Genomic DNA, 13,879 nt, shown 5'->3' on the forward strand with positions numbered 1-13,879 from the left:
GTCATGCGTCGGGCAGGCCCAGAGCGGCGAGTGCGCCGGTGACGGTGGCCTCTCGCAGCCGTTTTGGCGGGCTGTCCGGAAATTGCAGGCAGCAGTCCTGCAGGCCGCCGAATGCGATGACGCCCCGGGCGGATTGCTCCAGCGTGGGTCGAGGTCCGAACACCAAGGCGCACAACCGTTCCCGCCACGCCAGCAGGGTGTCGATCAGGCCGAGGTCGGCCAGTGTGGTCAGCTCGGTGATCACCAGCATCAGGTCGGCGCGGTGCCGGTAGTGGAAGTCGAAGTAGCCCTCGAGCAGCTCGCGCGGCGTGGCCGGGTCGGTTCGTGCCTCCTGCTCGGCGACGAAGCGCTCACCCTCGTCAATGAGCGGTTGCAGAATGCTGCGGACCAGGTCTTCGCGGGACTTGAAGTGGTAGTACAACGCGGGCTTGGTGATGCCGAGCCGGTCGGCGATGTCCTGCAGGCTGGTGCGCTGTACGCCCTTCTGGCCGAAGAGCTCACGGGCGACGTCCTGGATCCGTTCCCGGGTTCCTGACGACGGCCTGCTCACGTAACCACCCTAACTGACCGATCGTTAAGTAAGATCTGACAAGCATGCTTACCGACCGTTAAGTAAGGAGCTTGTCGTGCGTGTACTCGTCTCCGGCGCCAGCATCGCCGGACCGGTGTTGGCCTACTGGCTGACCCGCCGCGGATTCGACGTCACGGTCGTCGAACGGGCGCCCGCCCTGCGTAAGACCGGTGGCCACGCCGTCGACCTGTTCCGCCCGGCGATGGAGATCGCCGAACGGATGGGGGTGATCGACCAGGTCCAGGCCCACGCGACCGGCACCACCCGGATGATCCTGCGGCGCACCAACGGACGTCCGCCGGTGACCGTCGACTACCGCAAACTGCTCGGCGTCATCTCGGACCGGCACGTGGAGATCATGCGCGACGATCTCAGCCAGATCTTCTACGACGCAGGCGTTGAGCACGTCGAGTACCTCTTCGGCGACCAGATCACCGCGGTCGACGAGGACGGCACCGTCGAGTTCGCCCAGTCGCCGAAGCGGCACTACGACATCGTGGTCGGCGCCGACGGTCTGCATTCGGGAGTACGGCACCTCGTCTTCGGCCCGGACTCGGGCCACAGCAGGTTTCTCGGCAGCTACCTCGCGGTGCTGTCGGTTCCGAAAGAGCTTGCGCGGGATGGGGAATCGACGAACTATCTGGACACCGGACGGTGGGCGCTGATCTACACCGCCGACCACCTCGACGACGCCCGTGCGGTGTTCCTGTTCCGCCCCGAGCAGCCGTTGGACTACCACCATCGCGACGACGCTCGCCAGCGCGCACTGCTGCGCGCGGCCTTCGCCGACCTGGACCCGACGGTCGATCGTTGGCTGGCCGAACTCGACGGCCCGGGCACGTTCTATTTCGACTCGATCACCCAGCTGGAGTTGGCCACCTGGTCGCGCGGCCGGGTCACCCTGGTCGGCGATGCCGGTTACTGCCCGGGGCCGGCGGTCGGGGGCAGCACCAGCCTGGCGGTGCTGGGTGCCTACATCCTCGCCGGTGAACTCGAGCGCGCCGGCGGCGACCACATCGCCGCCTTCGCCGCCTATGAGGCGCTGATGGCCGATCCGGTGCGGCACAGCCGCGCCTTCGCCCGCACGGTGGCCAAGTCGCTGGTGCCCCGATCGCAGGTCGGGGTGTGGGCGCTGGTCACCGCGGGCCGCGCGCTCGGCGCGCTGCCGACGAGCCTGACCACGGCGGTCGCCCGGCTCAACGACAAGGGTGTCCGGCTTTACGACGCCATGGGATATCCCGACTATCCGGTTCCGAGCAGGGACTGACCCGCCGACCGCCCGCGATCGCGGGCGTAATGGGCTTGTGACCTGCTGGAGTTCTCGCTTCCGGGCGGGGAGCAGATACGCTAGGCCTAATGGTTCCGTTCTGGTTCACGCTGTCCGCACTCTGCTTCGTGGGTGCGGCGGTGCTGTTGTACGTCGACATCGGCCGTCGACGTGGCTTGGGCCGCCGCCGGAAGTCCTGGGCGCGGTCGCACGGGTTCGATTTCGAACCCGAGTCCGCCGAGATCATCGACCGCTGGAAGCGCGGCGTGATGTCCACCGTCGGCGATGTCACCGCCCGCAATGTGGTGCTGGGTCAGATCCGCGGCGAGGCGGTGTACATCTTCGACCTCGAAGACGTTGCCACCGTGATCGCCCTGCATCGCAAGGTCGGCACCAACGTCGTGATGGACCTGCGGCTGAAGGGCATCGCCGAGCCGCGCGAGAGCGACATCTGGCTGCTGGGCGCCATCGGCCCGCGGATGGTCTACTCGACCAACCTCGATGCGGCCCGCCGTGCGTGCGACCGGCGGATGGTCACCTTCGCCCACACCGCGCCGGACTGCGCCGAGATCATGTGGAACGAGCAGAACTGGACGCTGGTGTCCATGCCGATCTCCTCGACCCGTGCCCAATGGGACGAGGGCCTGCGCACGGTGCGTCAGTTCAACGACCTGCTGCGCGTGCTGCCGCCGGTCTCCCAGCCGGCACTGCCGCAGTCCTCGGGCCGCCGCAACGCCTCCCCGGGACGCCCCCTGGCCCCGGCGGGGCGCCGCGAGCTGCCCGCTGGGCGGGCCGAGGTTCCGCCGCCGCTGCACCCCCAGCAGCCGCGCAGTTCGAGCCAGACCGGCACACAGGCTCCTAACTACCAGCGCTGAGCCGGTAAAGTCTCGGCGTGCCCCGTCCCGTCGCGCTGATCACCGGCCCCACCGCCGGCCTGGGCGCCGGCTATGCCCGCCGCTACGCCCGTGACGGCTACGACCTGGTTCTGGTCGCACGCAATCGCGACCGCCTCGAGGATCTGTCCGCCGAACTGCGGGCCGCCAACGGCATCGATGTCGAGGTGCTGCCCGCCGATCTCACCGTGGCCGCCGACCGGGACCGGGTCGCCGGCCGGCTGGCCGCAGGCGTGCAGGTGCTGGTCAACAATGCCGGCTTCGGCACCGCCGGTGAGTTCTGGACCGCCGAGCCCGCCCAGCTTCAGGCCCAGCTTGACGTCAACGTCACCTCGGTCATGCACTTCACCCGCGCCGTGTTGCCGTCGATGATCGCCGCCGGAGCGGGCACAGTGATCAACATCGCCAGCGTCGCGGGGCTGCTGTCGGGTCGCGGGTCCACGTACTCGGCCTCGAAGGCATGGGTGGTGTCGTTCACCGAGGGGCTGGCCAACGGGCTGGCCGGCACGGGGGTGAGCATTCACGCCGTGTGCCCGGGATTCGTCCACACCGAATTCCACGAGCGCGCCGGCATCGACATGACCTCCATCCCCGAGATCCTGTGGCTCGACGTCGACGACGTGGTCGCCGAGAGCCTGGCCGACGTGGCCAAGGGCAAGGTCATCAGCGTTCCCAGCCTGCAGTACAAGGTGTTGACCACGGTCGGCCGGCTGGTGCCGCGCGGAATGGTCCGCGCCGTCAACAACAGAAGAGGACAAAGTCGTGGGCGCACCTGAAGTCAACGCCGCCGAGCGTGCCGAACTCGCCGAGCTGGTCCGCCAGCTGTCGGTGGTGTTCGGCCGCGTGACCCTGTCCTCCGGCAAGGAGGCCGACTACTACGTCGACCTGCGCCGGGCCACCCTGCATCACCGGGCCGCACCGCTCATCGGCAGGTTGATGCGGGAACTCACCGCCGACTGGGACTATGCCGCGGTCGGCGGCCTGACCATGGGCGCCGATCCGGTCGCCGGCGCGATCATGCATGCGCCAGGCCGCCCGATCGATGCCTTCGTGGTGCGCAAGGCGCTGAAAAGCCATGGGATGCAACGGTTGATCGAAGGCGCGGAGGTCGCGGGCAAACGGGTGCTGGTGGTCGAGGACACCAGCACGACGGGCGGCTCGGCGTTGACCGCCGTGCACGCGGTGCGCGATGCCGGGGCGACGGTGGTGGGCGTGGCGACAGTGGTGGACCGCGCGACCGGTGCGGCCGAGGCGATCGAGGCCGAAGGGGTGCCCTACCGCAGCGTGCTGGGCCTGGCCGATCTCGGACTGCCGGCCTCCTGACGAATCGGCGCATGGTGAGCATCGACGAGGAGCCGACCGAGGCTTCGGAGTGGCAGTGGGATGACGTCGTCGACGTGATCTGCGCCGGCGCCGGTCCCGGCGCCCTGGCCCACGCCCTGTACTGCACGGACCTGGATCTCGACGTCGAGCTGGCCGATGCGGAATTTCCTTCCGCGGAAACCGATCCCGACACCGCGGCCTATCTGCAGTCCATGACCGACGACCTGGAACCGACACCGGTCCGGGACCTCGAACTGGCGGTCGTGCGCGCCCAACCGGTCACCGTCAGCAAGGACCGTCGGGCGACGATCGAGCCGTTCTTCGGATCCCGGCTGCGGGATTGGTCGGCACGGTGCGTCGCCTCGCCCTTCGGCGTGATCTACAGCCAGGTACCCGACGCCATGACCACGTTGCGGACCCAATCCGGTGAGACCATCCGGGCCGCGGTGCTCGGCGACTACCGACCCGAAACCGACCGTCCCGGTTGGGAAGTGGCCGAATGGCTGCGCGAGCAGGCCGGCGACCGCGGGCTTCTCGACCAATCGGGGCCGACCCTGACGCGGCTTATCGTGGAGTACGGGCGAGTCGCGGGTGCCGAGCTGGCCACCGGCGAGGGTTCGCGGCTGGTACGTGCGCGAATGGGCGTCGCGTTGTCGATCGGAGCCGTGCCGGACAGCGCTGAGTGGCCGGTCGCATCCGCTGTGCCCAGCGGCGCGGCGAAGGTCGTCATGGTCAGCCGCACCGCCAGCCGGTTCGGCCGGGTCGAACTGCTCTACGAGAGCTGAGTCAGCTCCGGCTCGGTGCCGAGAAGTCCACCGGGATAACCTTTTTGGCGAGAAGTTCGGCCATCGCGTCACCGGGTATCGGGCGGGACAGCAGGAACCCTTGAGCGCGATGGCAGCCATGCTGGAGCAGGGTCATCGCCGCGGTCGGCGACTCGACTCCCTCGGCGACCAACTCCAGGTTGAACGCCTCGGCCAGTGCGATGATGGCGCGCACGATCGCCAGGTCCTCCGGGTTGGTGCCCAGGTCGAAGACGAAACCCTTGTCGATCTTCAAGGTGTCGACCGGCAGCGACTTCAGATGGGTGAGCACGCTGTACCCGGTGCCGAAGTCGTCGATGGCGACCTGCACGCCGACCTCCTTGAGGCCGGCCAGCGTGATGCGGGTGGTCTCGATGTCTTGCACCACAACGCTTTCGGTGATCTCCAGACACACCGACTTTGCGTCGACGTTGAACTCGGCGATCGTGTCGGCCACCGATTCGACGAAGCCGTCGGCGACCAGCTGCACGGGCGAGACGTTGATCCGCAGCACGGCGTCCGCGCCGATGCCGCGGGCCTGCCAGCCGCTGAACTCCGCACACGCTGCCCGCATCACCCAGCGGCCCAATTCGCCTGCCAGGTTGATCGATTCGGCGACGTTGATGAATGAATCCGGCAGCAGCAATCCCCGGGTGGGGTGTTGCCAGCGCACCAGCGCCTCGGTTGCCAGGATCTCCCCGGTGCGCATGTCGACTTCGGGCAGGTAGTGCAGGATCAGTGTTCCGGCGTCGATCACGTTCTGCAAGTGCAGCTCGATGTCGTTGCGGAACTCGCTCTTCAGCGACATCTCGTCGGTGAACACCGCGATCTTGTTGCCACCGGCGTTCTTCGCATTGAGCACTGCCTGGTCGGCGCGACGCAGCAGATCTGACGTGGTGTCACGGCCCGGAATCCCCAGTGCGACACCGGCACTGACGGTTCGGGTGAGCATCTCGCCGCCGATCGTAACCCGGTCGCGCAGCACGGCCTGCAGTCGATGAGCCAGCGCCAGAGCGGATTCGGCGTCCATCGACTCGGCCGGGACCACCACGAACTCGTCACCGCCGAGCCGGGCGATCATGTCGCCCTCGCCGGTCTCTTCCCGTAGCCGCTCGGCGAACGCCTGGATGAACCAGTCACCGGCATGGTGCCCGAGGTAGTCGTTGATGGCCTTGAGCCGGTCGAGGTCCAGGAACAGCGCCGACACCGGGCCTGGCCGGCCTTCCCGCAGTCGTTCGTCGAGGTGCGCCAAGAGCGCACGACGGTTGTTCAGTCCGGTCAGATCGTCGTGCTCGGCGAGGTAGCGCAGCTGGTCTTCGGCGACCACTCGCGCTTGCACCTGGGCGAACAGCGAGGCGATTGCCTTGAGCGCGTTCAGCTCTTCCGGTGACCAATCCTTGATGCCGAACTTGATGAACCCCAGACACCCGGTCGTCGTGTCGCCGGACAACAGCGGAACCGATGCCATCGAGGTCAGGGCCATGCCGGTGCCCTCCTCGACCAGACGCTGATACTCGTCCTCGGACACCGGTTCGGGGCGGAAGAACACCGGTTCCTTGGCGGTCTCGGCGGCGGCGAAGACGGGGTCGGCGTCGGCGAAGTAGATGAGTTCGAGAGGGTCGGGATCGCGATCGTGCGGCGGCCACTCGGCGATGAGCCTGGTTGCCCGGATGCTGTGCTCGTTGTAGCGCAGGAAACTCACGTCCACTCCGAAGGACGCCGACAACTGGCCCAGGACTGTCTGGCTGACCGCAGGAGAAGTCGCCGCGTCCACCGCCATCAACTGGGTGGCGACGAGCGTGACGAGGTTCTCGAGGCTGTCAGCAGTCTCGGACTCGGAGTGTGTGGTCATCATGCCATCTCGTGATTAGTAGAGCTTATGAGATGGTATCGGTTTGCGCAGGCTTGGCTAGCTTCCACTCCCGTACTGCAGACCGAAGCCGCTGAACTCCTCGGAGATCGTGGCCAGCATGCGCATTTCCTTGACGATCTTGGCCAGCTGACCCGGTTCGGCGTGGTTGGCGAAGGTTCGCCGGTCCCACCACATCATCTTGGTGCGGTAGCGGTCGCTCGGGTAGGCGGCGGCCGGAATCTTGGTGGCCACCACGCCACCGGAGGTGCTCCACCGGTCCAGCACATGCGCGGCGGCGGTGGCGAGGATGAACTGTGCACCCAACAGTTCCATGGTCGGAAACGCGGTGCGGGCGAAGGTCCGGGTCAGCTCACCGCTGCGGGCCGGATCGTCACTCACCCAGGCCGACTTCATCTCCACCACGCCGAACGGCAGGCGGTCGGTGATCATCTTGCGCACGGCGTCCTGGCCGGGCTGGCCCTCCCATTCGACGATCGCGTGCGATTCGTCGGGGTTGAGGTAGGGACCCTTGGCCCGCAGCCCACCCAGCATCCGGCCACTCTCGTCGAGTGCGGTGTAGAACAGGGTGGTGTCACGCCCGTCGCGGAACGACTCGATGTCCAGCGCGGCTTCCACGCCGTGTTTCTGGTAGCTGTTCAGCGCCCCGCGCAGGTAGTCTTCCCATAGCTCAGGTTCGCTGTCAGGCTGGGCCAGGACGATGGTGCATCCCGTGTCCTCGTCGCGCCAGCTAATGGTCTCAGACAGGTGGTAGAGCTTCTGATCGGGGAAGTCCAGTACTGAAGCGTTCATCGTTTCCCATCTTTCGGGCGGCCTGCGTATAGGGTTTTCGCAGTAGATACCGAGGTTGCACGGGCGCTATTTGTTCGAACTTGCAAATATCAGTATCTCGCCGAACCACGCCAAGACTCCAGCCGTTAGCAGGAAAAGCCCTGGTTACCAGGGGGTAGCGGCCGTGAGCCGCCGCCGCGGCCGATCGAAGTACGCGGTTCCGTGAACATCCGTGCGCACAACATTCCAGGTCAAGGGCGGCGCCGCTGCCGACCGAGCGAAAGACCCTACACTCGTCATCGTCGAGCGCCGATTTCTCATTACCGGCGGGTCGGAGGCCGGATGGTACGGCGGGAGTGTGATCTTGGGGTCAGAAAGGGCATTGGGTGACCTGTATCGCATGGCTGTCCCTGCCGCCCCGCGACGCTGCTCAGACACCGAAATTTGCCCGTCCGACAGCGGTCGGCGCCGACGTTGTCCGCCTGGTCCGCGCCGCGCGTTGCTCGACCCCGTCCAGCAAATCCGCATCCGCCGTTGCTCAGGCCTGCGGCGCCGCGTGGTCCGCCCCGCGGGTGGGGGACAGGTCGGTTGCTGATCGTCGCGGGACCGGTGCGGGTGGCCCGTCGGCGGCGATGCTGCGCCGGTCTGTGGTGGCGGCATGACCGACGCCGGCCCGACCGAGTGGAGCACCGGTGCGCCGGGAGTCGGTCCGTGGCCCGGCGCGCTGCCCGACGACCCGCGCTACGACCCTGAGCTGTTGCGTGCCGGTGACGCCCGCAATGTCGTGGACGCCTACCGCTATTGGACGCGCGAGGCGATCATCGCCGACATCGATTCCCGCCGGCACCGGTTGCACATCGCGATCGAGAACTTCGGTAATGACGCCAACATCGGTGCGGTGGTGCGAACCGCCAACGCATTCGCCGTCGACACCGTGCACATCGTCGGACGCCGGCGGTGGAACCGCCGCGGAGCCATGGTCACCGACCGCTATCAACGCCTGACGCACCACGCCGACACCGACGCGTTGCTGGCCTTTGCGGCCGAGCGCGGATTGAGCGTCGTCGCGGTCGACAACATCCCGGGCGCGGTCCCGCTGGAAACCACCACGCTGCCGCGCGACTGTCTGATGGTGTTCGGCCAGGAAGGCCCCGGCATCTCCGAGGCGGCACAGGCGGGCGCGGCGGCCACCGTGTCGATCGCCCAATTCGGCTCCACCCGCAGCATCAACGCCGCGGTGGCCGCCGGTATCGCGATGCACGCCTGGATCAGACAATGGGCCGATCTGTCCCGGGCGTGGTAGGGCAGGATTGCCGCATGGACCAGTTGTGGGCGAACCGGGCCGCAAGCGCCGAAGCGGCGATAGCCCAGCGGCATCTGCGTGCGCTGTGGCATCTGCCAGGAACACAGCTCGGCGTCGTCGCCTGGCCGTCGAGTCGCCGGGACGCGATGTTCGGCACCTGGCACTACTGGTGGCAGGCACACCTGCTCGACTGCCTGGTCGACGCGCAGGTGCGCGACCCGCACGCCGACCGGTTGCGCCGGATCACGCGGCAGATCCGCGGCCACCGGCTGCGCAACAACGGCCGCTGGACCAACAGCTACTACGACGACATGGCTTGGCTGGCACTGGCCCTGGAGCGCGCCGAGCGGCTTGCGGGTGTCGCACGCCCGCGGGCACTGGCGACGCTGGCCGACCAGTTCGTCAAGGCGTGGGTGCCCGAAGACGGCGGCGGAATCCCTTGGCGCAAACAGGACCAGTTCTTCAATGCGCCTGCCAACGGTCCCGCCGGGATCTTCCTGGCCCGCTACGGCGATCGGTTGCGCCGAGCCCAACAGATGGCCGACTGGATCGACGAGACGCTGATCGACCCCGACACCCACTTGGTGTTCGACGGCATCAAGGCCGGTTCGCTGGTGCGCGCGCAATACACCTACTGCCAGGGGGTCGTGCTGGGATTGGAGACCGAGCTCGCGGTGCGCACCCGAGACGACAGGCATCCTGCGCGGGTGCGCCGACTGGTGGCGGCCATCGCCCAACACATGGCGCCGGCCGGGATTCTCATCGGGACGGGTGGCGGAGACGGTGGGCTGTTCTCCGGTATCACCGCCCGCTATCTGGCGCTGGCGGCCACCGACCTTCCCGGCGACGCCCCCGACGACGCTGCCGCCAGGGACGCCGCCCGAGCGATCGTGCTGGCTTCGGCGCAGGCGGCGTGGGACAACCGGCAAAGTGGCCGAGCCGTCGACGGCCTGCCGTTGTTCGGGCCGTCGTGGGACAGCCCGGCCGAGGTCCCTGCGGTGGGTGGCAGGCAGGCGCAGTTCGTCGAGGGAGCGGTGAACTCGTCGCAGACGCCCGAACGCGATCTGTCCGTGCAGCTGTCGGGTTGGATGTTGATGGAGGCTGCACATACGGTGACAGCGTGAGAGGCAGCCGGCTGGGCCGCGACCCGACAGCGAAGCGTTTCGGCGAGAACGCCGCCGCAGCGCTCCTGCTGACATTCACCCTGGTGGCGATTCTGTGGGCGAATTCGCCCTGGGCACATACCTATTCCGAGTTCTGGGAGACACCGGTCGGGCTGAGCTTCGGCAACGCCCACGGCGAGCTGACGGTCAAGGAGATCGTCAACGATGCGCTCATGGCGTTCTTTTTCTTCATCGTTGGGCTGGAGGTCAAGGCCCAGTTCACCATCGGTGAGCTCACCGAGCGCTCCCGTGCGCTGGTGCCGGTGGTGGCCGCGATCGCCGGGCTGATCCTGCCCGCGCTGATCTTCTTGTTGTTCAACCCATCCGGTGACAACGCCAGCGCGTGGGGGGTGGTCATCTCCACCGACACCGCGTTCCTGGTCGGTGCGCTGGCGATCATCGCGCCGAAGTATCCCGCGCGGCTGCGCACATTCCTGCTCACCTTGGCCGTCGTCGACGACGTCGGGGCGCTGGCCGCGATCGCCCTGTTCTACTCCGAGCACATCCGGATCGTGCCGTTGCTGGTCGCTGTCGGGTTGGTGGCGGCGCTGCTCGGCGTGCGCTACCTGCCCGCGGCCATCCGTGGCGCGTCGTATTCCGTGCTGGCCGTTGCGCTGTGGCTGGCCTTGTTCGCCGGCGGCGTGCACCCGACGCTGGCCGGAGTGGCGGTGGCGCTGGTGATTCCGGTGTTCACCCCGGAACGCCAGCGGGTGGAGGCGGCGGTCGAGGTCATCCGGGCGTTTCGACAGTCGCCGAATTCGGAGTACGCCCGTGCCGCCACTCGCAGCCTGCGCGACTCGATCTCGATCAACGAGCGACTGGTCACCGGGTTCGGACCCTACGTGTCCTTCGGGGTGCTGCCGCTGTTCGCGTTGGCCAACGCCGGTGTGCGCCTGGACGCCGACACCCTGATGGCAGCGGTGCGTTCGCCCCTGACCTGGGGTGTGGTAGCCGGCCTGGTGGCGGGCAAGCTGATCGGCATCACCGGGGCGACCTGGATCGTGCAGCGCACCGGGCTGGGCAGGCTGTCGCCGGGGCTGACATTGCGACGCATCGCCGGCGGCGCCGCCCTGTCCGGAATCGGGTTCACCATCTCGCTGTTCATCGTCGATCTGGCGATCACCGATCCGCGCTCGGCCGACCTGGCACGCGTTGGTGTCCTGGCGGCGTCGGCGATCGCATTCGGCCTGGGCTGGGCGGTCTTCCGGCTCACCGACCGCCTCAGCCCGCCGGTCGCGGTCGGCCTCAAGCTGGTTCGCGAGGTCGATCCGGACCGCGACCATCTGCGCGGGCCGGCCGATGCCCCGCTCACCCTGGTCGAGTACGGCGACTTCGAATGCCCGTTCTGCAGCCGCGCCACCGGGTCGATCGACGAGGTCCGCGCCCACTTCGGCGACGAGTTGCGCTACGTGTGGCGGCATCTGCCGCTCGAGCGCGCCCATCCGCGGGCGGTCGACGCCGCCCGGGCCAGCGAAGCGGCCGCCCTGCAGGGCAAGTTCTTCGACATGGGGACGATGATGTTCGAGTTCCAGGACTACCTCGAATGGCAGCACATCTACCGCTACGCCGACCAGGTCGGCTGTGACATCACCCAATTCGACGACGATCTGCATTCGCCGCGGGTGCTGCACCGGGTCGACGACGACGCGCAGGACGCCGAACTGATGGACCTCAATGCCACGCCCACGTTCTTCGTCAACGGCATTCGCCACCGCGGGCCCTGGGATTCGGCCAGTCTGATCCGCGCGCTGGAGGCCACCCGGCCGGCCGGACCCCGCGTCGACCCGGGTTCCTGAGTCAGTCCCGCCGCCGAATGGGGCGCCGCCGGCTTCGGGTCGACGCCGGACCGGCGTGGGCCATTCGCAGGATCAGAACCAGCGATTCGTCGGCCCGCATACCGGCCAACGCGCTGAACTCCGATTTCAGAGTGCTGATCGCGGGGGCGAAATGCGGTGACATCTCAGCGATCTCATGCTGATGGACGGCGTGCAGGAACACCGGGGACACCGGATGCACGGCCAATCCGTGCTGCTGGGCGACGATCCACACCGCCTCGGCCGCCGATCCACCGCGGGCGTAGTCGATGAGCTGATCGCCGGTCGTGGTGATCACCGCCACCGCCGAGGTCGCGTGGACACGGTCGGAGACGTCGTCACCCAGTGCCGCGCCGGCGTCCCACTCGGCGAGTAGCGACATCACATCGGAACGTCGCAGGATCTCCATGACCGCCAGACTGCCCGGGTCGAGTTCCAGACCGCGCACATCGATACCGCTGTCCTCGGGTTGGTCGCCGGGCCAGCGCATTTCGGAGATCATTTCCCGGTGCAGGCGGGGCGTCAGGAAGCGCAGACGGTCGGTGGCGGCGAGGATCTGTGCCGCCCGGTCGATGTCGTCGCGCGCGGTCAGCAGATGCAGGCCCGCGCCTTCCCTGGCGGCCCACGCGTGCAGCGAATCCGTGGTCGCGGCCGACAGCGGCTGTGGAGTGCCCTGGCGCCGGTTGGTCTCCCGCCGCAGCATCGGCTCGTACAGTGCGGCCAGTTCGGCGTCGTCGCCGACGCCCAACCGCACGGTCGCCTCGAGCAGGCTCGGCCCGTCGGTCGTCCACTCGAGCGCACCGAGCACGCCCGAGTTCGCCGCGGCGACTCGGGCATTGAAGGTGGCCGCTCCGACGGCGACCGCGCTGCCGCGGAACGCGACATCCATCATTGAGGTGTACTGCGGTGCGAGCCGGATGTGCACGGCGTCCGGCGTGGCTTCGATCTCCCAGGGCTGGGCGTTCCCGCCGGACGGGGCACGGACCGCCGCCAGCGCGATCGCGCCGGCCACGTCGGTCCCGTCGGCCTCGGGGGACTGCGATGTCGCGGCGGGCTCGGTGTGCGGTGCCTGCGTGCCGAGCGCCGGCTCGGCGATCTCGTCGAGCGCCTGACCGATGTCGATGCGCACCTGTCCGGAATTCAGTGGCTCGCCCAGACCGACCCGGCGAGCGGCCTCGGCAACCGTGGTGGCCCCGAGGGCGACTTCACCGGCCAGCTGCGGCCAGGTGGACAGGGTGTGGCCGACCTCGACCAGTGAGGCGGTCAACCGTCCCGACGACCGGCTGGCGTCGAGGTGGCGCAGCATGTACGGAATCCGGTCCTGCGCCGACAATGCCGACAGCGCAGCGGAGTCGACGCCACCGAGGACTCCGTGCATGACCGGACGGTGCGGTTCGAGATCGAAACGCTCGACGTCGATCAGACCGCGATCGCTGGTCGCCATGAGCACCGGCAGTCGCCGATCACGAGCGCCTTCGCGGATCCGGACCTTCATGTCCAGCGAGTCGCATTCCTCCACCACGATGTCGAGGTCGTCGAGGAACTCGTCGAGTGAGTCGGCGCGTACGCCCGCCGTCATCACCTCGACGCGCAGGTAAGGGTCGAGCTCGGCGATGCGCCGTGCCGTCACGACCGCCTTGTTGATCCCGATGTCCAGGATCGTGGCCGGAACCCGGTTGAGGTTGGACAGTTCGAGGTGGTCGAAGTCGGCGAGGCGCAGGGTGCCGCACAATCCCTCGGCGGCCAGTGTGTGTGCAATGACATGCCCGACGCTCAGTCCGGCGATGCCGATGCGGATGCCCGCCAGGCGTTGCTGCTCATCGGCGGTGATCAAGTTCCGGTTCCGGTCGGTGCGGACCGCCCGAAAACCGTTGCGCCCCAAGATGGCGACGACGGTGCGCCGCCACGGGTAATACGCCCATCCAGTCGGCTCGTCGAGCAGCTCGCGGCCCGGGGCCGGCCGAAGGCTGCGCAGGTTGTCGAGCAGTGCGGCTCGGTGGTCGATGAACTCGACACCCGCGTCGACGCGCAGCCGGTCCAGTTCGGGATCCCCGTCGTCGAGGAGGCGTGCGGTGTAACCCGCTGTTTCGTCAACGGCCAT

At 68.1% G+C, this 13,879-nt stretch carries 12 protein-coding genes; 8 read left to right on the top strand and 4 right to left on the bottom strand.

What is annotated here, in order from left to right:
* Position 1 precedes the first annotated feature (1 nt).
* Positions 2–550 carry a TetR/AcrR family transcriptional regulator gene (locus MSZK_RS05030; protein ID WP_099245458.1) on the bottom strand — a complete coding sequence of 183 codons (549 nt, stop codon included), beginning with the start codon at positions 548–550 and terminating at the stop codon, positions 2–4.
* Between the two features lie 76 nt (positions 551–626).
* Here MSZK_RS05030 and MSZK_RS05035 point away from each other — a divergent pair, with 76 nt between their 5' ends.
* The 5 genes from MSZK_RS05035 (at position 627) to MSZK_RS05055 (ending at position 4,839) form a co-directional block, all read left to right on the top strand.
* Entirely contained in the window at positions 627–1,838 is a 1,212-nt protein-coding gene (locus MSZK_RS05035; RefSeq protein WP_099245460.1) for an FAD-dependent monooxygenase, read from the top strand.
* A gap of 89 nt (positions 1,839–1,927) precedes the next feature.
* Positions 1,928–2,713, top strand: coding sequence for a trehalose monomycolate transport factor TtfA (gene ttfA / locus MSZK_RS05040; RefSeq protein WP_099245462.1), 786 nt, complete (start codon positions 1,928–1,930; stop codon positions 2,711–2,713).
* A gap of 17 nt (positions 2,714–2,730) precedes the next feature.
* Positions 2,731–3,507: an SDR family oxidoreductase gene (locus MSZK_RS05045; RefSeq protein ID WP_099245464.1), complete on the top strand. Its 777-nt coding sequence runs from the start codon at positions 2,731–2,733 to the stop codon at positions 3,505–3,507.
* Positions 3,494–4,054: an orotate phosphoribosyltransferase gene (gene pyrE / locus MSZK_RS05050; protein WP_099245466.1), complete on the top strand. Its 561-nt coding sequence runs from the start codon at positions 3,494–3,496 to the stop codon at positions 4,052–4,054. The genes MSZK_RS05045 and pyrE overlap by 14 nt, the downstream gene beginning before the upstream one ends.
* An 11-nt stretch (positions 4,055–4,065) precedes the next feature.
* Complete coding sequence (locus tag MSZK_RS05055; RefSeq protein ID WP_099245468.1) at positions 4,066–4,839, top strand: hypothetical protein; 774 nt, start codon at positions 4,066–4,068, stop codon at positions 4,837–4,839.
* 1 nt (position 4,840) lies between these two features.
* Here the strand turns inward: MSZK_RS05055 and MSZK_RS05060 are convergent, their stop codons facing one another.
* Positions 4,841–6,709, bottom strand: a complete 1,869-nt coding sequence (locus tag MSZK_RS05060) for a bifunctional diguanylate cyclase/phosphodiesterase (RefSeq protein WP_099245528.1) — start codon at positions 6,707–6,709, stop codon at positions 4,841–4,843.
* 57 nt (positions 6,710–6,766) lie between these two features.
* Positions 6,767–7,519, bottom strand: a complete 753-nt coding sequence (locus MSZK_RS05065; RefSeq protein WP_099245470.1) for a hypothetical protein — start codon at positions 7,517–7,519, stop codon at positions 6,767–6,769.
* A 637-nt stretch (positions 7,520–8,156) separates the two neighbouring features.
* On the opposite strand from MSZK_RS05065, the gene MSZK_RS05070 reads away from it, so the two are divergent.
* Genes MSZK_RS05070 through nhaA form a run of 3 tightly spaced genes read left to right on the top strand, consistent with a single transcriptional unit; the run spans position 8,157 to position 11,760 of the window.
* Positions 8,157–8,801, top strand: coding sequence for an RNA methyltransferase (locus MSZK_RS05070; RefSeq protein WP_099245472.1), 645 nt, complete (start codon positions 8,157–8,159; stop codon positions 8,799–8,801).
* A 14-nt stretch (positions 8,802–8,815) separates the two neighbouring features.
* On the top strand, positions 8,816–9,925 hold the full coding sequence (locus MSZK_RS05075; protein ID WP_099245474.1) for a glycoside hydrolase family 76 protein: 1,110 nt from the start codon (positions 8,816–8,818) through the stop codon (positions 9,923–9,925).
* Positions 9,922–11,760 carry a Na+/H+ antiporter NhaA gene (gene nhaA, locus MSZK_RS05080; RefSeq protein ID WP_099245476.1) on the top strand — a complete coding sequence of 613 codons (1,839 nt, stop codon included), beginning with the start codon at positions 9,922–9,924 and terminating at the stop codon, positions 11,758–11,760. The genes MSZK_RS05075 and nhaA overlap by 4 nt, the downstream gene beginning before the upstream one ends.
* 1 nt (position 11,761) lies before the next feature.
* Here the strand turns inward: nhaA and MSZK_RS05085 are convergent, their stop codons facing one another.
* Positions 11,762–13,879 (bottom strand): Rv1355c family protein, encoded by a 2,118-nt coding sequence (locus tag MSZK_RS05085; RefSeq protein WP_099245478.1) that lies wholly within the window; start codon positions 13,877–13,879, stop codon positions 11,762–11,764.

This window comes from Mycobacterium sp. shizuoka-1 (assembly GCF_002723835.1).
Taxonomy (GTDB): Bacteria; Actinomycetota; Actinomycetes; order Mycobacteriales; family Mycobacteriaceae; genus Mycobacterium.